The 20,243-nt window shown below is 60.3% G+C and carries 13 protein-coding genes; 6 read left to right on the top strand and 7 right to left on the bottom strand.

Annotation, left to right across the window (positions count from 1 at the left end):
• Positions 1–11 precede the first annotated feature (11 nt).
• From HWW83_RS15630 to HWW83_RS15615, 4 genes are all read left to right on the top strand, one after another.
• On the top strand, positions 12–1,277 hold the full coding sequence (locus HWW83_RS15630; protein ID WP_033642116.1) for a GntP family permease: 1,266 nt from the start codon (positions 12–14) through the stop codon (positions 1,275–1,277).
• A 9-nt stretch (positions 1,278–1,286) separates the two neighbouring features.
• Positions 1,287–2,450: a glycerate kinase gene (locus HWW83_RS15625; protein WP_176589412.1), complete on the top strand. Its 1,164-nt coding sequence runs from the start codon at positions 1,287–1,289 to the stop codon at positions 2,448–2,450.
• Between the two features lie 119 nt (positions 2,451–2,569).
• Complete coding sequence (hemH, locus tag HWW83_RS15620; protein ID WP_004940253.1) at positions 2,570–3,532, top strand: ferrochelatase; 963 nt, start codon at positions 2,570–2,572, stop codon at positions 3,530–3,532.
• A gap of 90 nt (positions 3,533–3,622) precedes the next feature.
• On the top strand, positions 3,623–4,927 hold the full coding sequence (locus HWW83_RS15615) for an inosine/guanosine kinase (RefSeq protein ID WP_164119915.1): 1,305 nt from the start codon (positions 3,623–3,625) through the stop codon (positions 4,925–4,927).
• A gap of 54 nt (positions 4,928–4,981) precedes the next feature.
• Here HWW83_RS15615 and ybaL read toward each other — a convergent pair whose 3' ends face one another.
• Positions 4,982–6,673, bottom strand: a complete 1,692-nt coding sequence (gene ybaL, locus HWW83_RS15610) for a YbaL family putative K(+) efflux transporter (protein WP_004940247.1) — start codon at positions 6,671–6,673, stop codon at positions 4,982–4,984.
• A 245-nt stretch (positions 6,674–6,918) separates the two neighbouring features.
• Positions 6,919–8,139 (bottom strand): MFS transporter, encoded by a 1,221-nt coding sequence (locus HWW83_RS15605; RefSeq protein ID WP_176589411.1) that lies wholly within the window; start codon positions 8,137–8,139, stop codon positions 6,919–6,921.
• A 178-nt stretch (positions 8,140–8,317) separates the two neighbouring features.
• Between HWW83_RS15605 and ushA the strand changes: the two genes are divergently transcribed.
• Positions 8,318–9,970, top strand: coding sequence for a bifunctional UDP-sugar hydrolase/5'-nucleotidase UshA (gene ushA, locus HWW83_RS15600; RefSeq protein WP_096241969.1), 1,653 nt, complete (start codon positions 8,318–8,320; stop codon positions 9,968–9,970).
• Between the two features lie 108 nt (positions 9,971–10,078).
• Here ushA and HWW83_RS15595 read toward each other — a convergent pair whose 3' ends face one another.
• Positions 10,079–10,846, bottom strand: a complete 768-nt coding sequence (locus HWW83_RS15595) for an AraC family transcriptional regulator (RefSeq protein ID WP_176589410.1) — start codon at positions 10,844–10,846, stop codon at positions 10,079–10,081.
• 99 nt (positions 10,847–10,945) lie between these two features.
• Here HWW83_RS15595 and HWW83_RS15590 point away from each other — a divergent pair, with 99 nt between their 5' ends.
• Positions 10,946–12,109, top strand: a complete 1,164-nt coding sequence (locus HWW83_RS15590) for a multidrug effflux MFS transporter (protein ID WP_176589409.1) — start codon at positions 10,946–10,948, stop codon at positions 12,107–12,109.
• A gap of 3 nt (positions 12,110–12,112) precedes the next feature.
• Here HWW83_RS15590 and HWW83_RS15585 read toward each other — a convergent pair whose 3' ends face one another.
• The 4 genes from HWW83_RS15585 to HWW83_RS15570 all read right to left on the bottom strand — a co-directional run bounded on the left by HWW83_RS15585 (position 12,113) and on the right by HWW83_RS15570 (position 20,185).
• Positions 12,113–12,880, bottom strand: a complete 768-nt coding sequence (locus tag HWW83_RS15585) for a thioesterase II family protein (RefSeq protein WP_176589408.1) — start codon at positions 12,878–12,880, stop codon at positions 12,113–12,115.
• 63 nt (positions 12,881–12,943) lie between these two features.
• Entirely contained in the window at positions 12,944–13,681 is a 738-nt protein-coding gene (locus tag HWW83_RS15580) for a tryptophan 2,3-dioxygenase family protein (RefSeq protein WP_033642125.1), read from the bottom strand.
• On the bottom strand, positions 13,678–14,490 hold the full coding sequence (locus HWW83_RS15575; protein WP_176589407.1) for a cyclase family protein: 813 nt from the start codon (positions 14,488–14,490) through the stop codon (positions 13,678–13,680). Before HWW83_RS15575 ends, HWW83_RS15580 begins: the two co-directional genes overlap by 4 nt.
• Positions 14,477–20,185 (bottom strand): non-ribosomal peptide synthetase, encoded by a 5,709-nt coding sequence (locus tag HWW83_RS15570; RefSeq protein ID WP_176589406.1) that lies wholly within the window; start codon positions 20,183–20,185, stop codon positions 14,477–14,479. The genes HWW83_RS15575 and HWW83_RS15570 overlap by 14 nt, the downstream gene beginning before the upstream one ends.
• Between the last annotated feature and the right edge of the window lie 58 nt (positions 20,186–20,243).

The following is a 20,243-nucleotide window of genomic DNA, read 5'->3' as shown; positions in this document are numbered from 1 at the left end:
AGAAAACAACAATGACAACCGTATCCACTCTGGGGGCGCTGGTGGCGTTAGCCGTCGCCATCGTCCTGATTCTACGCAAGGTTCCACCGGCTTACGGCATGATTGCCGGCGCGCTGGCGGGCGGGCTGTGCGGCGGCGCCGATCTGGTGCAGACCGTGACGCTGATGATCGGCGGGGCGCAGGGCATCACCAACGCCGTGATGCGCATTCTGGCGGCGGGGGTATTGGCCGGGGTGCTGATCGAATCCGGCGCGGCGCACACCATCGCCGAAACTATCGTACGCAAGGTGGGCGAAACCCGCGCGCTGCTGGCGCTGGCGGTGGCTACACTGATCCTGACGGCGGTGGGGGTGTTTATCGACGTGGCGGTGATCACCGTCGCGCCGATCGCGCTGTCGATCGCCCAAAAGGCCGGCATTTCTCGTGCGGCGATCCTGCTGGCGATGATCGGCGGCGGCAAGGCCGGCAACGTGATGTCGCCCAACCCGAACACCATCGCGGCGGCGGACAACTTCCACGTGCCGCTCACCTCGGTGATGATGGCCGGCATCGTGCCGGGGCTGTGCGGCCTGGTGGTGGCCTATCTGCTGGCGCGTCGCCTGAGCGATAAAGGTAGCAGGGTGATGGCTGAAGAGCTGACTCAGCATGCCGAAGGGGCGCGGCCGGGCTTCGCTGCGGCGATCAGCGCGCCGCTGGTGGCGATCCTGCTGCTGTCGCTGCGGCCGATCGCCGGTATCGCCGTCGATCCGCTGATCGCACTGCCGGCCGGTGGTTTGGTGGGCGCGCTGCTGATGGGGCGCATTCGTCAGTGCAATCAGTTTATGGTCTCCGGCCTGTCGCGCATGGCGCCGGTGGCGATCATGCTGCTCGGCACCGGCACGCTGGCGGGCATTATCGCCAACTCGGGGCTGAAGGATGTCTTGATTACCGGTTTGACGCACACCGGGCTGCCGGCCTGGCTGCTGGCGCCGCTGTCCGGCGCGCTGATGTCGATGGCGACCGCGTCGACCACCGCCGGCACCGCCGTCGCCTCCGGGGTGTTCAGCTCCACGCTGCTTGAGCTGGGGGTGAGCGGATTGGCCGGCGCGGCGATGATCCATGCGGGCGCCACGGTGCTGGATCACCTGCCGCACGGCAGCTTCTTCCACGCCACCGGCGGCAGCGTCAATATGGCGGTGCACGAGCGGCTCAAACTGTTGCCGTATGAAACGCTGGTGGGGTTCACCATCGCGGCAATCTCGGCGCTGATGTTTGGCGTATTTAACCTGGCGGGATAAGGAACAGTGATGAAAACGCTGAAAAAAGTGGTTATTGCCCCGGATTCTTTCAAAGAGAGCCTGAGCGCGCTCGGCGTCGCCGACGCCATCGAGCGGGGATTCCGTCAGATTTACCCGCAGGCGCACTACGTGAAGCTGCCGATGGCGGACGGCGGTGAAGGCACGGTGGAGTCGATGGTGGCGGCCACCGGCGGTGAAATCGTTCAGGTGACGGTCACCGGCCCGCTCGGGGAGCCGGTGCAGGGGTTCTATGGCTTGTTGGGCGATGGCGAAACCGCGGTGATTGAAATGGCCGCCGCCTCCGGGCTGCACTTGGCGCCGCCCAACCGGCGCGATCCGCGCATCACCACCAGTTACGGCACCGGCGAACTGATGTTGGCGGCGCTGGATCGCGGCGTGAAGGCGATCGTTCTCGGCATCGGCGGCAGCGCCACCAACGACGGCGGCGCCGGAATGATGCAGGCGCTGGGCGTTAAATTGCTGGATAAGGATCGTCGCCCGCTGCCAATGGGCGGCGCGGCGCTGGCGCAGCTGGCGCACCTCGATCTCGCCGGGCTGGACGCGCGTTGGCAGCGGGTGAGCGTAACCGCCGCCTGCGACGTGGATAACCCGCTGTGCGGCGCAAAGGGCGCGTCGGCGGTATTCGGGCCGCAGAAAGGGGCGACGCCGGAGATGGTGGCGCAGCTCGATGCGGCGTTGCACCACTATGGCGAACTGCTGGAACGGGAAACCGGCCGCGCCGTGCTGACCCAGCCAGGGGCGGGTGCGGCGGGCGGCATGGGGGCGGCGCTGCTCGGCATGCTCGACGCGCGCTTGCGGCCGGGCATCGAAATCGTCACTGAAACCCTGCGCCTGGATGAAGCGGTGCGCGATGCCGATTTGGTGATCACCGGCGAAGGGCGGCTGGACAGCCAGTCTGTCCACGGTAAAACGCCGATCGGCGTGGCGCGGGTAGCCAAGCGTCACGGCGTGCCGGTGATCGCCATTGCCGGCAGCCTGGCGCCGGATTATCCGGTGGTGCATCAACACGGCATCGATGCGGCGTTTTCGGTGCTCGATCGCATCGTGACGCTGGAAGAAGCGCTGGCGGACGCCGATCGCAATCTGCAGGTGACGGCGCGCAACGTGGCGGCGGTATGGCAGCTGGCGCAAGGAAGATGCCCACAGGCATAGCCTGTTGCTGTTATCGGTTTCGACGCAGGACTTTTCCGTTACAATAGCCGGCATTAATGGCTGCTGACATCCCGACCCAGAACGGAATGCCGGCCGGAAAGGAAATGAGGGGAACTGAGATGAAGCAAGAGAAACACGGCGTATTGCTGGTGAACCTGGGCACGCCAGATGCGCCGACCTCGTCGGCGGTCAAACGCTATCTGAAGGAATTCCTCAGTGACGATCGCGTGGTCGACACGGCGCCGCTGATCTGGTGGCCGATCCTCAACGGCGCGATCTTGCCGATCCGTTCGCCGCGCGTGGCTAAACTCTATCAGTCGGTGTGGATGGAAGAGGGTTCGCCGCTGCTGGTGTACAGCCGCCGCCAACAGCGGGCGCTGGCGGCGCGCATGCCGAATACGCCGGTGGAGCTGGGCATGAGCTACGGTTCGCCGAGCCTGGCGGAAGCCATCGACAAGCTGCTGGCGCAGGGCGTGACCAACCTGGTGGTGCTGCCGCTCTATCCGCAATATTCCTGTTCCACCAGCGCGGCGGTATGGGATGGCGTGGCGCGGGTGCTGAAAGGCTATCGCCGCTTGCCGTCGGTGGCCTTCATTCGCGATTACGCCGAACACCCGGCCTATATCGCCGCGCTGCAACAAAGCGTGGAGCGCTCGTTCGCCGAGCACGGCCAGCCGGACCGGCTGGTGCTGTCTTTCCACGGCATCCCCAAACGTTATGCGCGGCTGGGCGACGACTACCCGCAGCGCTGCGAGGATACGCTGCGTGCGCTGAGCGCCACGCTGCCGCTGGCGCCGGAGCGGGTGATGATGACGTACCAATCGCGCTTCGGCCGCGAGCCTTGGCTGACGCCGTATACCGATGAGACCCTAAAAGGGCTGCCGGCGCAGGGCGTGAAGCACATTCAGCTGATCTGCCCCGGTTTCTCGGCGGACTGCCTGGAAACGCTGGAAGAGATTAAAGAGCAGAACCGCGAGATCTTCCTTAAGGCCGGCGGCGAGAAGTTTGAATACATCTCAGCGTTGAACGACGAGCCGGCGCATATCGATATGATGCAGCAGTTGGTGGCGCAGCGTCTGTAATCATCCATAATCTGTCTATTAGGTGCATCGTGATCGGGCGGGGATGTGTTAACATTCTCCGCTTGTTAAACCGCCACCACCACCAATCACATGAAATTTCCTGGTAAACGCAAGTCCAAACACTATTTCCCGGTGAGCGCCCGCGATCCGCTTCTGCAGCAGGCCCAGCCCGAAAGTGAAATCAGCACCTCGTATATCGTCGGCATCGACCAGACGCTGGTGGATATCGAGGCGAAAGTGGACGACGCTTTTGTCCAGCGCTACGGCCTGAGCCTGGGCCACTCTCTGGTGATCGAAGACGACGTCGCCGAGGCGCTGTATCAGGAACTGAATGACAACAACCTGGTTACCCATCAGTTCGCCGGCGGCACCATCGGCAATACCATGCACAACTATTCAGTGCTGGCGGACGATCGCTCGGTGCTGCTCGGCGTGATGTGCAGCAACGTGAAAATCGGCAGCTATGCCTACCGTTACCTGTGCAATACCTCCAGCCGTACCGATCTTAACTATCTGCAGGGCGTTGATGGCGCCATCGGCCGCTGTTTCACGCTGATTGGCGAAAGCGGCGAGCGCACCTTCGCCATCAACCCCGGCCAGATGAACCAGCTGCGCCCGGAAAGCATCCCTGAAGAGGTGATCGCCGGCGCGTCGGCGCTGGTGCTGAGCTCTTATCTGGTGCGCTGCAAGGAAGGGGAGCCGATAAAGGAGGCTACCCTGCAAGCGATCGAGTATGCCAAAAAGCACGATGTGCCGGTGGTGCTAACCCTGGGCACCAAGTACGTGATCGCCGACAACCCGCAGTGGTGGCGCGACTTCCTGAAGGAAAATGTGACCATTCTGGCGATGAACGAAGACGAAGCGCTGGAGCTGACCGGGCTGAGCGATCCGTTGACCGCCTCGGACATGGCGCTGGAGTGGGTGGATCTGGTGCTGTGCACCGCCGGACCGAACGGCCTGTATATGGCGGGCTACACCGAAGAGGCCAACAAGCGTCAGACCCAGCACCCGCTGTTGCCGGGGCATATCGCCGAGTTCAACCGCTACGAGTTCAGCCGCGCCATGCGCCGCGAACACTGTGAGCATCCGCTGCGCGTTTACTCGCACATCGCGCCGTATATGGGTGGGCCGGAGAAGATCATGAACACCAACGGCGCCGGCGACGGCGCGCTGTCGGCGTTGCTGCACGATATCGCCGCCAACGGTTATCACCGCCACAACGTGCCGAACTCGAGCAAGCACGTGCGCAGTTACCTGACATACTCTTCGTTGGCGCAGGTGTGCAAATACGCCAACCGCGTCAGCTACCAGGTGTTGAACCAGCATTCGCCGCGTCTCACTCGTGGCCTGCCGGAGCGCGAAGACAGCCTGGAAGAGTCCTATTGGGAGCGTTAATCCGCTGAAAAAGAAAAGGTCCGGCATGCCGGACCTTTTTTAATGCGCGGTGCCTCAGATCGGGCAGCCCCCCATTTTTTCTTCTTCGCTCAGGGTATCCAACTGCAGGATGTTCAGCATGCTGTTGGCGATCTCCCGTTCGCCCATCACCACCTGATTGGCGCCGCGATCGGTGATGTAGGCCACTTCGTCGTCGTAGTGGGCGCGGGCGATGATCTCGATGTTCGGCCGCTTGGCGCGCGCCGAGGCGACGATCTCGCCGGCCTCATAGCCGTTGGGGATGGTCAGCAGCAGCCAGCGCGCGCAGTCGAGCCGCGCCAGATCCATCACTTCCGGATTGGCGGCGTTGCCCAGCACCGTCTTGATGCCCTGTTCGCGCAGCGCTTCCACCCGCGGGCGGGAGTTCTCGATCACCACCAGCGGAATGCCCGCCTCGGCCAGTTTGCCGCCCAGCAGGCTGCCGACGCGGCCGTAGCCGACCACCAGCGCATGGTTGCACATGTCCACCGGGATCTGCTTCTCTTCTTCCACCGCCTCTTCGAGGATTTGCTCTTCGATGGTTTCGGTTTTGGCCAGATAGCGCTCCAGCAGGGTGAACAGCAGCGGGTTGAGCATGATGGACAGAATGGCGCCGGCCAGCACCAGATTGCGCCCGTGTTCCGACATCATGCCGAGCGCGATGCCGAGGCCCGCCAGAATAAAGGCGAACTCGCCGATCTGCGCCAGGCTGGCGGAGATGGTCAGCGCGGTGCGCTTGGAGTGGCCGAACATTTTCACCAGCAGGAACGCGGCGGCGGATTTGCCGAACACGATGATCGCCAGCGTCGCCAGCACCGCCAGCGGTTCGTTAATCACGATCATCGGATCGAACAGCATGCCAACCGAGACGAAGAACAGCACGGCGAACGCGTCGCGCAGCGGCAGGGTGTCGTGCGCCGCGCGGTGGCTCAGCTCGGACTCGTTCAGCACCATGCCGGCGAAGAAGGCGCCCAGCGCGAAGGAGACGTCGAACAGCTTCACCGCGCCGTAGGCGATGCCGAGCGCCAGCGCCAATACCGCCAGGGTGAACAGCTCGCGCGAGCCGGTGCTGGCGGTTTTCGACAGGATCCACGGCACCAGGCGGCGGCCGACCACGATCATCAACGCAATGAAGGCGATGACCTTACCGATGGTCAGCGCCAGCTCCATCAGCAGCTGGCTGCTGCTGGCGTTGTCGTTGCCCAGCATGTTGCCGAAGGCGGGCAGTAATACCAGCGTCAGCACCATCGCCAAATCTTCGACGATCAGCCAGCCGATGGCGATTTGCCCGCGCTGGCTGTCGATCAATTGCCTCTCCTCCAGCGCGCGCAACAGCACCACGGTGCTTGCGGTGGAGAGACAGAGGCCGAACACCAGGCCGGAGATCAGATCCCAGCCGAGCAGCTTGGACAGCCCCATGCCGAGCAGGGTAGCGACGGCTATCTGCGCCACGGCGCCGGGTATGGCGATAGATTTTACTGCGAGGAGGTCTTTCAAAGAGAAGTGCAGGCCAACACCGAACATCAACAGGATAACGCCGATTTCCGCCAGTTCCGGCGCCAGTGAGGTATCGGCGACGAAACCGGGGGTGAACGGGCCGGCGAGCACCCCTGCGGCCAGATATCCCACCAGGGGTGAGATGCGCAGGCGGTTCGCCAGCATACCGAGGAGGAAGGCGAGTACTAACCCTCCGACGATGGTGGTGATGAGCGGTGTTGAATTATGCATCCATACTCCTTCTGGCTATGCATCGCGGCACGGGAGAAACGCAACAAAGTTACGAAAAGATACATTTAGTTTATTGCATTTGTTCGCGGCTTGCTTGGCTAATTTGGTCTTTTTTGTAAAAAAGCAGAGGATTTCGCTTAAGGCGCGTCAATGAGGGGGTTTTGTGCCAGATAAACCAAATAACATTGATTTATCCGTAGGATAACCCGGATGAATAAATACTTTCATCCGGGCAGTTCGCGGGGTTATTGCGGTTTATGCTCCATATTGGGCAGTAGCGCGGTAATAATGCCGATCAGCGGCAGGAAAGCACAGATTTGGTAGACCAGCTCGATACTGGTCAAATCCGCGACATAACCAAGAACTGCCGCGCCTAACCCGCCCATACCGAAAGCAAAACCGAAGAATAAACCGGAAACCATGCCGACTTTACCGGGGATCAGCTCCTGTGCGTAGACCAGGATGGCGGAGAACGCTGAGGCGAGAATAACCCCGATGATCACCGTCAAAATGCCGGTCCAGTACAGGGATGCATGGGGTAAAATAAGCGTAAATGGCGCCGCACCAAGGATTGAGCCCCAAATAACGTATTTTCTCCCTATCTTGTCGCCAAGGGGCCCGCCGATGATGGTTCCAGCGGCCACCGCAAACAGGAAGGCGAACAGGTGAATTTGCGCATTCTGCACCGAAACGCCGAACTTATGTATCAGATAAAAGGTGTAATAGCTGCTGATACTGGCCAGATAGAAGTATTTAGAGAAAATCAGCACCAGCAGAATGCCCAGCGAGTAGGCGACGGTACGTTTTGGCAGCGGTTTCAGCATTGCGGGGCTTTTCGGCTGCCCTTTCGCCGCCCGATGCTGATGTTGGTACCACTTGCTGACCTGCAGCAATACCACGATCGCCAGCAGCGCCGCCAGCGTGAACCAGGCGACGTTGCCTTTGCCGTAAGGCGCGATGATCAGCGCGGCCAGCAGCGGGCCGAGCGAGCTGCCGAAGTTGCCGCCGACCTGGAACAGCGACTGCGCCAGGCCGTGTCGTCCGCCGGAGGCCATGCGCGCCACGCGCGAGGATTCCGGGTGGAATACCGATGAGCCGGTGCCCACCAGCGCCGCCGCCAGCAGCACCAGCGGGAAGGTGTTCGCCACCGACAGCAGCAGCAGACCGGACAGGGTAAAGCCCATGCCGATAGGCAGCGAGTAAGGCTGCGGGTGTTTATCGGTGTAATAGCCGATCAGCGGTTGCAGCAGGGAAGCCGTCAGCTGATAGGTCAGGGTGATCATACCGATCTGCACGAAGCTGAGGTGGAAATCGGCTTGCAGGATCGGATAAATCGCCAGGATCAGCGACTGGATCATATCGTTGAGCAGGTGAGACACGCTGATGGCGCCGAGGATGGAGAAAGCGGTCCTCTTTACCGTACTGCCCTTGGCGGGCGGCATCGCGCCTTGGCTACTGTCGGTCATATTATTATTAGCCTGATAAGTTGTTGAGCACAGAGATGACATCTTAGGCAGGGCGTTCAATTTTTACCATATCTGAAATAATCAGACTCACATCGCAAAAAATTGAAATCAGCTGTCATTAATTCGCGCTACAATTTCGCCCTCATCATAAAAGCCATTTAATACACGGAGATCCGCCATGCGTTTTTCGCTGAAAACCACCGCATGCGCGTTGGCCGTATCCCTGACGCTGCTGTCGGGGGCCGCCAGTGCCTGGGAAAAGGATAAGACCTACGCCATCACCATTCTGCATACCAACGATCATCACGGTCACTTCTGGCAGAACGATCACGGTGAATACGGTCTGGGCGCGCAGAAAACCCTGGTGGACGGCATTCGCCGCGAAGTGGCGGCGCAGGGCGGCAGCGTGCTGTTGCTGTCCGGCGGCGACATCAACACCGGCGTGCCGGAATCGGATCTGCAGGACGCCGAGCCGGACTTTCGCGGCATGAACCTGGTGGGTTACGACGCGATGGCGATCGGCAACCACGAATTCGACAACCCGCTGAGCGTGCTGCGCCAGCAGGAGAAGTGGGCGACCTTCCCGCTCTTGTCCGCCAACATCTACCAGAAAAGCACAGGCCAGCGCCTGTTCAAGCCTTACGCCTTGTTCGACAAACAGGGTATCAAGATTGCCGTGATCGGCCTGACGACCGACGACACCGCCAAGATAGGCAATCCGGAGTACTTCACCGACATGGAGTTCCGCGTGCCGGCGCAGGAAGCGAAGCAGGTGGTGGAGCAACTGCGCAAGGACGAGAAGCCGGACGTGATCATCGCCGCCACCCATATGGGGCACTACGACAACGGCGAGCATGGCTCTAACGCGCCGGGCGACGTGGAGATGGCGCGCAGCCTGCCGGCGGGATATCTCGACATGATCGTCGGCGGCCACTCGCAGGATCCGGTGTGCATGGCCGGTGACAACCGCAAACAGGCGGATTACGTACCGGGCACGCCATGCTCGCCGGATCGTCAGAACGGCACCTGGATCGTGCAGGCGCACGAGTGGGGCAAATACGTCGGGCGCGCCGATTTCGAATTCCGCAACGGCGAGCTGAAGCTGGTGCATTATCAGCTGATCCCGGTGAACCTGAAGAAGAAGGTGGAGAAAGCCGACGGCACCAGCGAGCGGGTGTACTACACCCAGCAGATTGCGGAAGATCCGACCATGATGAAGCTGCTGACGCCGTTCCAGGATAAGGGCAAGGCGCAGCTGGGCGTGAAGATCGGCAGCGTTAACGGCAAGCTGGAGGGCGATCGCAGCAAGGTACGCTTCGTGCAGACCAATCTGGCGCGGGTGATGCTGGCCGCGCAGAGGGAGCGCGCCGACGCCGACTTCGCCGTGATGAGCGGCGGCGGGGTGCGCGATTCGATTGAAAGCGGCGATATCACCTATAAGAACGTGCTCAAGGTCCAGCCGTTCGGCAATACCCTGGTGCATGTCGATATGAAAGGCAGTGAGATTGAGCAATACCTGGCGGTAGTGGCCAATATGAAGCCGGATTCCGGCGCCTACGCCCAGTTCGACAACGTCAGCCTGGTGGCGGACGGCAAGGGCGTCAGCGAGGTGAAGATCAACGGCCAGCCGCTGCAGGCGGATAAAACCTACCGCATGGCGACGTTGAACTTCAATGCACTGGGCGGCGACGGCTATCCGAAGCTGGATGGGCTGCCAAGCTACGTCAACACCGGCTTTATCGATGCCGAGGTGCTGAAGCAGTATATCGAGAAACACTCGCCGCTGGATGCGGCGGCCTACGAGCCAAAGGGCGAGATCGTCTATCGCTAGAGGCGTAGCGAAACGGCGCTCTCGTTTGTTGCGGGGGCGCCGTTCCCGCCGTCGCTTTTCTCCCCTCCATCAACGCCTTCTGTCGACGTTGCCGTTTTAGACGGCGTTTTACTTTCGTCTCTCCATATACGCTCTCGGCGGGCTGCCCGCCATATTCTTGAAAAAAGTGGCGAAGGCGCTGTCGCTGGAAAACGCCAGCCGACCGGCGACGTCGGATTGGCTCAGCCCTGCGGCCAGCATCTCTATCGCTTTGATCAGACGCCATTGCTGACGCCACTGTTGATAACCGAGCCCGGTTTCACGGCGGAAAATCCGGCTGATGGTTTTCTCGGAAGCGCCGCTATAGCGCGATAGTTCGTGCAGCGGCGGAAGCATGTCCAGATTGGCCAGATGGCGCAGGCGCCGGTCGCTGGGCAGCGGCAACAACGTCAGTTCGCGCGGCGCGGCGGCGATCTCGTCCAGGCAGACCGCCAGAATATTGGCGTGAGGCCCATGCTGCCAGTCGGTGTCGAAGGCGGCGAACGCGATGCGTTCCAACACCTCGCGCAGCAGCGGCGAGGCTGTCAGTACGGCAAGCTGCGCAGGCAGACAGGCATAGCGATCGGCGTCGAGATAAAGCGAACGGTAACCGACGACGCCGTTGACCTGAACGCGGTGAGCCACCTGCGGCGGGATCCAGGCGACTCTGCCCGGCGGCAGCATGCAGATGCTTTGGTTGAGCGTGATGCGCATGCTGCCTTGCTGACAGAACAGCAACTGCCCCCTGTCATGCCAATGCGTGCCCGAGTCGTGCTGCGCCAGTTCGGCGGCGATCCCGAGCACCCCGTTGTCGAGCGTATCCGGATTAAAACTGTCCTGCGCCTGAAGCCACGCCATAGTCTGTCCGATTTTGTAAATTTATTGTCTTTTATATTGTAATCGGCGCTGGGACCAGATGCTACCTTGTGCAGCCTATTCTTGGCTACAGGATCTGTTATGCAACGTAAACTGACGCTGACGTTGGCGACGTCGATGATGATGTTTCCCCAGGTGGTGGAGACCATCTACAGCCCTGCATTGACGCATATTGCGCACGGTTTCCGGGTCAGTGCGGAAATGGCGGCGCAAACGCTCTCTTGTTACTTTTTCGCCTTTGCGCTGGGCGTGGTGGTATGGGGACGGATGTGCGACGTCATCGGGCGGCGTCCCACCATTTTGGCCGGGCTGACGCTCTATCTGCTGGCTTCTCTCGTTGCGCTGTTCAGCGGCAGCTTCAGCGTACTGCTGGCCGCGCGGGTGCTGGCCGCCTTTGGCGCGGCGGTCGGTTCGGTCGGGACGCAAACGGCGATTCGCGATCGCTTCGACGGTTATGAATTGGCGCGGGTGTTCTCGGTGATGGGGATCGCCATGGCGATCAGCCCGGCGGTTGGCGTGTTGAGCGGCGCAGTGCTGACTCACTATTGGGGCTATCAGGGGGTGTTCGGCGGTTTGGCGCTGTTGGCGGCGCTGTTGCTGGGCTATGCCGGTTGGCAACTGCCGGAGACGCGTCCGCAACAGGTGGTGAAGAATTCATTTTTCGGCACGCTGGGACGGATGGTCAAGGACGGGGATATTTGGCTCAGCGCGCTGTTGGTGGCGTTGTTCAATATTTGCATGTTCAGCTATTACCAGCTGGCGCCATTCCACTTCTCGGCGTTGGCGCTGCCGGCACAGTGGTTCGGTTATACCGGTTTGGTGTTGGCGGCCGGGGTGGGCATCGGCGCGGCGATCAACAAGTTTTTGATCGGCAAGCACTGGCTGTTCCCCGCGCTGTTGATGCTGGCCTGCGGATTATCGCTGACCGGCGGCCTGCTGGTACTGCTGCTGGAAGGGAGCTTGTGGTTCGTTCTGCCGATGATGCTGGTGGTGATGGCGTACGGTATCGCCATTCCCAATATTCTGGCGCGCGCGCTGCGCCATTATAAAGACTGCATGGGCACCGCCGGCGCCATCCTTGGCCTGATGTATTACCTGATGCTCGGCGGTGGCTTGGTGTTGGCGGGGCTGTCGCAGCACCTGGGCGCCGTGCTGTCGCTCTGCAGCCTCTGCTTGCTGCTGTTGGCGTGGCGGGTGGTGCACAACGAGCGTCGTTTGGCGATGCTTGAGAGTGAAAACGCCTGACGGCTATATGCTGGCCGGTTCACTCAGGTGGCCTGCCAGCAACTGGTGAATGCCGGCTATCACGGCGTCGCGCTGCGTGGTGATATACATATGCCCGCCGGCAAAAGTGCGCTGCTGAAAGTCGCCTTGCGCGATCCGGCGCCAGTCGAGCAAATCCTGCCGATCGATCAGCTCGTCGTTTTCACCATAGAACATCGCCAGCGGGGCGGGGTAACCCGGTTGCGCAGGGAAAAGCAATTGGCTGGACAGCATCAGATCGGCACGGATCAGCGGCAGATAGTAATCGAGCAGCGCGCTGTCGTCGATGAGCGACGCATCCAGACCCTCGCCGGCACATAGCGCGTTCAACAAAGCGGCACGCGGCATTCTCAGCAACGAACTGTGGCGCGCCAGGAAGGGCGATGAACTGGCGGAAATGATCAACTGCAGCGGCGGCTGAGGCAGCGCCATCGCTAACGCCAGCGCAACCCGTCCGCCAAGACTGTGGCCGAAAAAGATCAGCGGTTTGTCCTGCAGTGGCTGCAGTGCCGGCATCAGTTGATTGATGAGTGATTGGGGGTGACAGAGCGGCGCTTCGTTTGCCCGCTCCTCTCGACCGGGGTATTGCACGGCATAGAGTTCGATGTCCTGATGCAATGAGGGGCTCCACTCCTGAAAGGCAGTGGCGCCGGCGGCGGCGTGGGGAAAAGCGATCAGCCGCAGGCTGCCCTGGCGCCCTGGCGTCAGCGGTTTCAAGCTGCGTGGGGCGTTGGGGAAGTGGGTGCAATGCATGGCGAAATCCGTATTTTCAGGAGACCAAGGAAGCCTGAGCTTCCTTGGCGTTAAGGAACGCATTCAGTTGATGGCGTTCCACAATTCATCGAAGATCGGCGTGAACAGCGTAGATTTCAGATAGTCTGAACCCGATGAACCGCCAGTACCTTTCCGCTGCCCGATAGTACGTTCCACCAGTTTCACATGGCGATAACGCCACTCCTGCAGCAGTGAATCCAAATCCAGCAGTTGATTGAGCAGCAGCGACTCGCAGCTCGAACGCGTCAGCGATTGCCTGATGATGTCGTCGAAGCCCCGCGCCGTCTGATTGGGCTGGTCATTGAGACGCATCAGATGGCCGCGTATTGCCTGCCATAGTGAAACCGGTTGGATGATAGCCGCCAATCGGCGCTGTGCTTCTTCATCACCCTGATACTGCTGTAGTTTTTTCGGATTTTCCTTGCCGAGCAGCGCTTCTATGCCGGCGAACTGGTAGGATTGAAAACCGCTGGCGGTGCCGAGATAGCTGCGAAAACGCTGGAATTCGTGAAACTTCAGCGTGCAAATCACGGCGATCTGATTCACCACGGTTTGGGTAATGGCATTGACGCGCGTCATCGTTTCGATCGCCGCCGGTATATCTCCTTCTTCGATCTGCGCGATCGCCAGATGAAGCTCATCGATCAGCTGCTTGAACCAGAGCTCGTAGGTTTGATGAGTGATGATAAACAAGTTTTCATTGCGGTGTTCCGCAGACGGCGAGGCTGGCTGTTGCAGCGACAGCAGCTGGTTTAGCTGCAGATAGCTGGCGTAATTCATGATGTCACTTTCCCTGTAGAAAACGAAAATAAGATGGGCCGGCTGGGAAGGGCATCCCCGCTCAGATCCGGCAGTTGAATGGTCAGAAAATAGTGTCCCGCCGTGGCCTGCGCGGGAACCTGAATCAGCTCGGTCACGGAGGCGTATCTGCGCCCTTCTTGCGGCCTGTCGGGGGCCTCAAGCCCCCAAAAACGGCGATGGTTGTCCATGCGTCCGCCGTCGTATAGACGGTCGATCGACGGAATGTCCACCAACAGATGCTGGACGCCGAGTTCGACGATGCGCGCCAAGGCTTGATGGCTGAAGTAGGGCGCGCAGGACGCGGCGCGGAATTCGCTCGGCGCCTCGACCGCAATCACCAAAGCCTGCAGGTAGTCGCCCGACAACGGCGCCAACGCGTCATCGAGCGCCGCCCGGGTAATCAGCCAATCTTCACAGGCAGCGCTGGCGTTATAGCTCTCCGCGGTCGCGTCCGCTCGCTGAGGCCTGACGCGAATCAGGGTGGCGGCAATGAACGGTTCAAGCGGCAAGTCAGCCACGTTGCGCGTTTCAGGAAGAATATGGCCGATGCATTCGGTGTGCGTACCATGGCAGTGCGGCACCAGGCTGATGCGCTCGGCGTTGCAGACCCCGCCATGACGCACGCTGGCGACGGTATCGCCGTAACTCAGCGGCGCCGAGTCGGCGGGGGCCACACCATAAAGGTTGGTTGGGTTATCGGCGAAGTCCAGCCTGGCCGAGAGCCGCAGCGGCTCTCGGTGGTCAAGGTGATGACAACGCCCTTGGTGGTACACCTCAATGCGTTTCATCGGCGGCCTCGGCAGTTTTGCTCAAGGCCAGCGCGGTAAGTTCGCGGATCTGGCTGTGCATGATGAATTCGCGGATAGTCAGCGAGACGCCCATCTGTTGACGAATGGCGTGCAGCAGCTGCGGGATCTGCAGTGAATTTCCACCCAGGCTGAAGAAGCTGTCGCAGACGCTGATCTGCGTCTGTGACAATACTTGTTGCCAGATATGCTGCATGGCGCTTTCCGCCTCGTTGGCCGCGGGCGTGTAGTCCGCTTCGGAAGCCGAGTAGCGGGTTTCCGGCGCCGGTAGCCGACGGATGTCGATTTTGTTGTTGTTGGTGAGCGGGAAGGCCGACAGCACCACAAAACCGGACGGGATCATGATATTCGGCAAACGGGCTTTCAGCGCCGTGCGTACCGCTTTTTCATTCAGCTCTTCGCCCGACGTTAACTGCAGGTAGCTGACGATGCGGGCCTGCTGGCCTTCACCGACAATTAAACTGAGTGACCGCTCGATATTGTCGAGGGACGATAGACTGAGATCGATTTCGCTCAACTCAATACGGTGGCCGCGAATTTTGACCTGGTGATCGTTCCGGCCGAGATACTCCAGCTGCCCCTGTCGATTAAAACGCACAATGTCGCCGGTGCGGTACATATAGCGCTCGGCGCTGAACGCCTGACGCCGTAGAAAGACCTTATCGCTCAGCGTCGAGTTGCGCCAATACCCCGGCGATACCCCTGCGCCGCCCAGCCACAGCTCACCAAATGCGCCGCTTGGCAGCGGGTTGCCGGCCTGATCCATGACCAGAACCTCAGTCGCCTGGATCGGCGTGCCGATACAGTCGCTTGCGCCTTCGTGAGTCAGATCGGCGCAGGTCGACCAGATGGTGGTTTCCGTCGGGCCATACACCTGCAGCACCCGTGTCGCGATGCGTCGCAATTGCGTCAACAGGGCCGCCGGCATTTTCTCGCCGCCGCATAGCACGGTCAGGGGGCGTTGGCTCGCCGCCGGCAGGTGGTGGACGATGGTACTCCAGACGGTAGGTGTTGCTTGAATCACGCTGGGCTGCTGTCGCTCGATAAAGTGATACAGCTTGACCGGATCCATGGCGGTTTCTCGTGGACACAGCGTGACGTGCGCGCCGCCGGCCAGCGAGCAGAACAGTTCCAACCCAAAAATATCGAAACTGATGCTGGTCAGGCTGAGCACCTTATCGCGCGCGCTCAGCGCCAGCCGCCCGACGAAGTCGTTGGTGAAATTGTTCAGGTTGCCATGCGTGATCATCACCCCTTTGGGGTTACCGGTTGAGCCTGAGGTGTACATGATGTAGGCCAGCGTATCGTCGGCTGGGATCGGCAATGCGTCGGCCGCTGCAGGATGAGAAACCAGCGAGTCGAAACCGACGGCGGGACTGGCCCAACCTTGCTCTGGCTCACCATCGGTCACCAGCAACCGGGCTTGCGCGTTCTCGATCATGTAGCTCACGCGGTCGGCCGGGTAGTGTACGTCAATCGGCACGTAGTGTTTGCCGGCTCTCAGCACGCCGAGCAGGAGCACGGCGACGTGGCAACTTTTCTCCATCATGACGCCGACCGAGAAAGGCCGGCTGTCGATGCGCAGCAAGGCATGCGCGACGCGCTCAGACTGCGCCCACAGCTGACGGTAGCTGTACTGTTGCCGTTCGCAGCTGACGGCGAGGCTGTCAGGCTGGGTATGTGCCAACCGGCCAATTTGCACCAGCAGCGAGTCACGTGAGCCTGCGTCCGCGTTGACGGCCAACTGTTGCAGCCAATCTTGTTCCCGTTCGCATAGCGGGTTAAGGGCATGCTGCGCCGTATTGGCCGGCAGGGTGAGCAGTTGTTGCAGCGTTTGCTGATAGTTGTCCAACAGCATCTGCATGCTGGCGGGATAAAACAGTTCGCTGGCGTAATCGAGTTCGATGGCGACGGCGCCTTGTTCCACACTGAAGTTCCAGGTCATATCGAACATCGAGAAGCCCGATGAAAGCGGCAAGCGATGCAGCGTGCAATCGCGCAGGTTTTGTTGGCATACGTCGCCGGCGTTCTGCAGGATCGCCATGATTTGGAATAACGGATTTTTGTTCGACATCCGCTCGTATTCGATCTGGTGCAAGATCCGGTCGAACGAGAGCTGCTGATGCTGATAGGCGCCGATGCAGGTTTCCATCATGTTACCGATCAGCCCGGCGAGGGTGTCCTGTTCGCCCAGTTGGATACGCAGCGGAACGGTATTGACATGGAAGCCGCTGACTTGCGCCTGATCCAGGTTGTCCCGCGCTGCGATGGCGGTGCCGATGACGATATCCTGCTGCTGAGTATAACGGCTGAGCAGCAAACTTAATGCCGTGCAGAGCAAGGCGAAAGGCGTGGCGCCCAGCGCTTTGCCCCGTGACGCCAGCAGATCGGCGACGTCGGGCTGCAGCTGATAATGGATGCGTTCTCCGGCGTGCGTCGGCATTAGCGGGCGCGGCTTATCCAGCGGGAAGTCCAGTTCGCGGCAGCCTTGCAGCTGCTGTTGCCAGTAAGCGGCATCCGCCGGTGCAGGTGACGCGATGCCGCTGTTAACGATATCGATGGTTTGGATCTGCGGCTGCGGTGCGTCGAAGCCGTTGTGATTGTCGAGCTCGTTATAGCGCTGCCACAGATCGTTAAGGATCAGTTGTTCGCTCCAGGCGTCGGTAATAATGTTGTGTTTTACCCAAATCAAAACATGGTGCTGCTGCTGATACTGTACCAGCCGAAGCGCCAGTGGCGGCCGAGCGGTGATGTCGAAAGGCGTAGCACACAGTTGGCGCACCCACTTTTCTGCCGACTGCGTTTGGCCGTCCACCCAGTGGTCGGCAAGGCGAATCGGAGCATGCGGTTCTGCCAACTGATAGGCGACACCGTCGGTTTCGGCGAAACGAGTGCGCAGGCTTTCATGTTTTTCATAAATAAAATTGATCGCCTGCTCAAAGCGCGCCAGATCGAGCGGGCCCTGGATGTCTACCGCCAGCGGCAGGTTGTAACTGCAGTCGTCAGGATTCAATGCGCTCAGGTACCAGAGCAGGTTCTGCTGCGGGCTGAGCGGCGCGCGGCGTTCGTCGCAGATCGCGATGGCGCGCTCCGCGGCAACGGCCTTATTCTCGATATATTCGGCCAATTTGCGCACCGTATTGTGGCGGAACAGATCGGCGATGCTCAGGTGGCAGCAAAGATCGCGTGCGACGAGCGCGACGATTTTGCTCATAGTCAGCGAGTGCGCACCCAGGTTGATGAACTCCTGTGTGACGTCGGCTTGCGGACAGCCGATGGCGTTGGCCACGATGCGCTCGAGAATAGCCTCCGTTTCGGTTTCCGGCGGCGTCAAGCGCTCATTGCGCTCATCCAACGGCCAGTTTTCCAACTGTTGACGGGCGATCTTGCCATTGATGGTCAGCGGCAGCGCCGGCAAGAAAATAAAAACGCTGGGGATCGCGGCGGGGTGGAGCTGTGTGACCAACGCGTGACGCAGCGCGTCGATCGTCAGCTCAGGCGAAACGGGTTGCACGAAGGCGGCGAGAATTTTGCCCGAGGGCTGGCTGCGAGCGACCACGCAGGCGCTTTCAACCAGTGGGTGACTGCGGACGGCGCTTTCCACTTCTCCCATCTCGATGCGCACTCCGCGTATCTTCACCTGGTGATCGCGGCGGCCGACGAAAATAATGTTGCCCTGTTCGTCCCATTTGGCGATGTCGCCGGTTCGATAAAGACGCTCTTCGGCCGCCATATACGGTAGCCGACAGGTAATGAACTTCTCTGCGCTCAGCGCCTCTTGATGCAGGTAACCGTGCGCCAGGCCGCTGCCGGCGATGCACAGTTCGCCCTCAAAACCGACCGGCAGTGGATTATGGTGGGGATCAAGGATGTGGCAACGGTAGTTTTTCAGCGGTTTGCCAATGCAGTTCCAGGGAACGCCGGGACGATACTCGCACAGCGAAGTGGCAATGGAAGCCTCGGTCGGCCCGTAACCGTTGCACAATCGGGTGCGTTCGGCCCACCAGGCAACGACGTCCGCAGGCGGGGCATCTCCCATGACGATCATCGTCCGCAGTCCCGGCCACATTTCGCGGGGCAACAATTCCAGAATTGCCGGCGTAATAGTGATATGGCCGATATCGTGTTGAGTCAGATAGTCGTGCAGCGCGCCGACATCGGTATGCAGCTCCGAGGGCGCAAGATAAAGCGTCGCGCCGCTGACTAACGCGCCATAGACGTCCCAGCCGAAGGCGTCGAAACCCAGCGAGGCGATGGCCAGCACGCGGCTGCCTTGCGCCAGTCCAATGAAATCGCGGTGGTTTTGCGCCACGTTGCTCAGGCCTTCACGCCCGATCATGACGCCTTTGGGCTTGCCTGTCGTCCCGGAGGTATAGCAGACGTAGGCCAGAGCGTCTCGCGATTGAGGGAGTTGCTCCGCATGGATGTTCAGCGAACGGTAATCAATGCTTGATGGCGCAATGCACGGCACGTCGCCGGAGTGCAACGGCGAGTCGGCCAAAATCAGCGCGGGCTGTACGTCGTCAAGAATGCTTTGATTGCGCGCCGCTGGCGCCTGCGGGTCGAGCAGTACATAGGTTTTATTGCTTTTCAGTATCCCCAACAGCACGATCAGCAGCGTCGCTGACTTGTCCATCGAGACGGCGACGACCGCACTGGCGGCGCCGCTGTGTTCAAGCAGCCAACAGGCAAACTGATCCGAGGCGCGATCGATTTCTCCATAGCTGTATGTCTGGCCATCGGCATGCAGCGCGGCCTGTTGCGGATGAGCGGCGGCGGCGTGGCGGAACAAAGCGATGACGTCGTGCGCCAGGAGCTCGGCATCGTCGGTTGCGTTGAATTGGCTCAGGCGATGTAACGTGTGAGGTTGAGTAACAATGGGCGCGGCGATGGGATCGGCCGGATCTGCCAATAGCGCGTCAAGATAGTCGGTGAACGCGTTGAAACGCATGTCGTCGCCATACAGGGTAAGCTGAGTGCCGTCACCGCAAGCCGCTACGTCGACCATCACTCGTGGCTGGGCATAGCGTCCCTGTTTGAGCGCGCCGGTTTCATTAAAGAAGAAATGTTGCAGCTGTGCGGGGGACGTGATGTCCGCTACCGGCACCGTATGGAAGTCGGCGCCGGGTTGCCAGGTGAGATGGCAGAGATCGCTGCCGCAACGTCCCTGCATCTGATCGCCAAGACGTTCCATCAGCAATGCGGTCAATTCGCGCATGCGCGTCGGTGATTCGGCATAGTATTTACGCGCCAAGCGGTAGGGAAGTTCTTGTACCGGCGGTATACCGCCACGCGACAGCTCGACCACAATGTCGACAAGCCTTTCCTGCAGCAGGGGAAGTTGGGCGTCAGCGGCCATATCCGACAGCGCATCGCACAGATAAGCGGCCTGGCCGGCGGAGCTAAAGTACAGAGAGAAGTGTTCTTGGTTTTGCAGGGTGTCAATGTCGTTAATATTTTTTTTATTGGTTGCGAGCGTCAGCAGATTTTTTCCCTGCTGTTGCAGTCGTCGTATTGTTTCAGCGTTATTTTCAGTGGTGATAATAAGGTCGAGCTTTTCGGTTGGGCGGTGTTCGAGACTGATAAAGCTAACCTGATGGCCGTATTCCTGGATTTCGTCGGTTAATAATTTACCGCAGGCGCTGTCGCCGAAATAGCCAATATGAAGTAATTCCATTTTTGCTTCCTGAGAATAATGGTTTCCCTTGCGGAATATCAAAGGTGCTGGATTTTTA

The sequence above is a fragment of the Serratia ureilytica genome, from assembly GCF_013375155.1.
In the GTDB taxonomy this organism is placed as follows: domain Bacteria; phylum Pseudomonadota; class Gammaproteobacteria; order Enterobacterales; family Enterobacteriaceae; genus Serratia; species Serratia ureilytica.
The sequence above is the reverse complement of the archived record's forward strand: the minus strand, read 5'-3'. Positions and strand labels throughout refer to the sequence as shown.

Bases quoted from the DNA above. Each gene is read 5' to 3' on its own strand.
- HWW83_RS15595 (WP_176589410.1), bottom strand. From the start codon at position 10,846: ATGGCGTGGCTTCAGGCGCAGGACAGTTTTAATCCGGATACGCTCGAC.
- ushA (WP_096241969.1), top strand. From the start codon at position 8,318: ATGCGTTTTTCGCTGAAAACCACCGCATGCGCGTTGGCCGTATCCCTG.
- HWW83_RS15570 (WP_176589406.1), bottom strand. From the start codon at position 20,185: ATGGAATTACTTCATATTGGCTATTTCGGCGACAGCGCCTGCGGTAAA.
- ybaL (WP_004940247.1), bottom strand. From the start codon at position 6,673: ATGCATAATTCAACACCGCTCATCACCACCATCGTCGGAGGGTTAGTA.
- HWW83_RS15625 (WP_176589412.1), top strand. From the start codon at position 1,287: ATGAAAACGCTGAAAAAAGTGGTTATTGCCCCGGATTCTTTCAAAGAG.
- HWW83_RS15575 (WP_176589407.1), bottom strand. From the start codon at position 14,490: ATGAAACGCATTGAGGTGTACCACCAAGGGCGTTGTCATCACCTTGAC.
- HWW83_RS15605 (WP_176589411.1), bottom strand. From the start codon at position 8,139: ATGACCGACAGTAGCCAAGGCGCGATGCCGCCCGCCAAGGGCAGTACG.
- HWW83_RS15615 (WP_164119915.1), top strand. From the start codon at position 3,623: ATGAAATTTCCTGGTAAACGCAAGTCCAAACACTATTTCCCGGTGAGC.
- HWW83_RS15580 (WP_033642125.1), bottom strand. From the start codon at position 13,681: ATGAATTACGCCAGCTATCTGCAGCTAAACCAGCTGCTGTCGCTGCAA.
- hemH (WP_004940253.1), top strand. From the start codon at position 2,570: ATGAAGCAAGAGAAACACGGCGTATTGCTGGTGAACCTGGGCACGCCA.
- HWW83_RS15630 (WP_033642116.1), top strand. From the start codon at position 12: ATGACAACCGTATCCACTCTGGGGGCGCTGGTGGCGTTAGCCGTCGCC.
- HWW83_RS15590 (WP_176589409.1), top strand. From the start codon at position 10,946: ATGCAACGTAAACTGACGCTGACGTTGGCGACGTCGATGATGATGTTT.
- HWW83_RS15585 (WP_176589408.1), bottom strand. From the start codon at position 12,880: ATGCATTGCACCCACTTCCCCAACGCCCCACGCAGCTTGAAACCGCTG.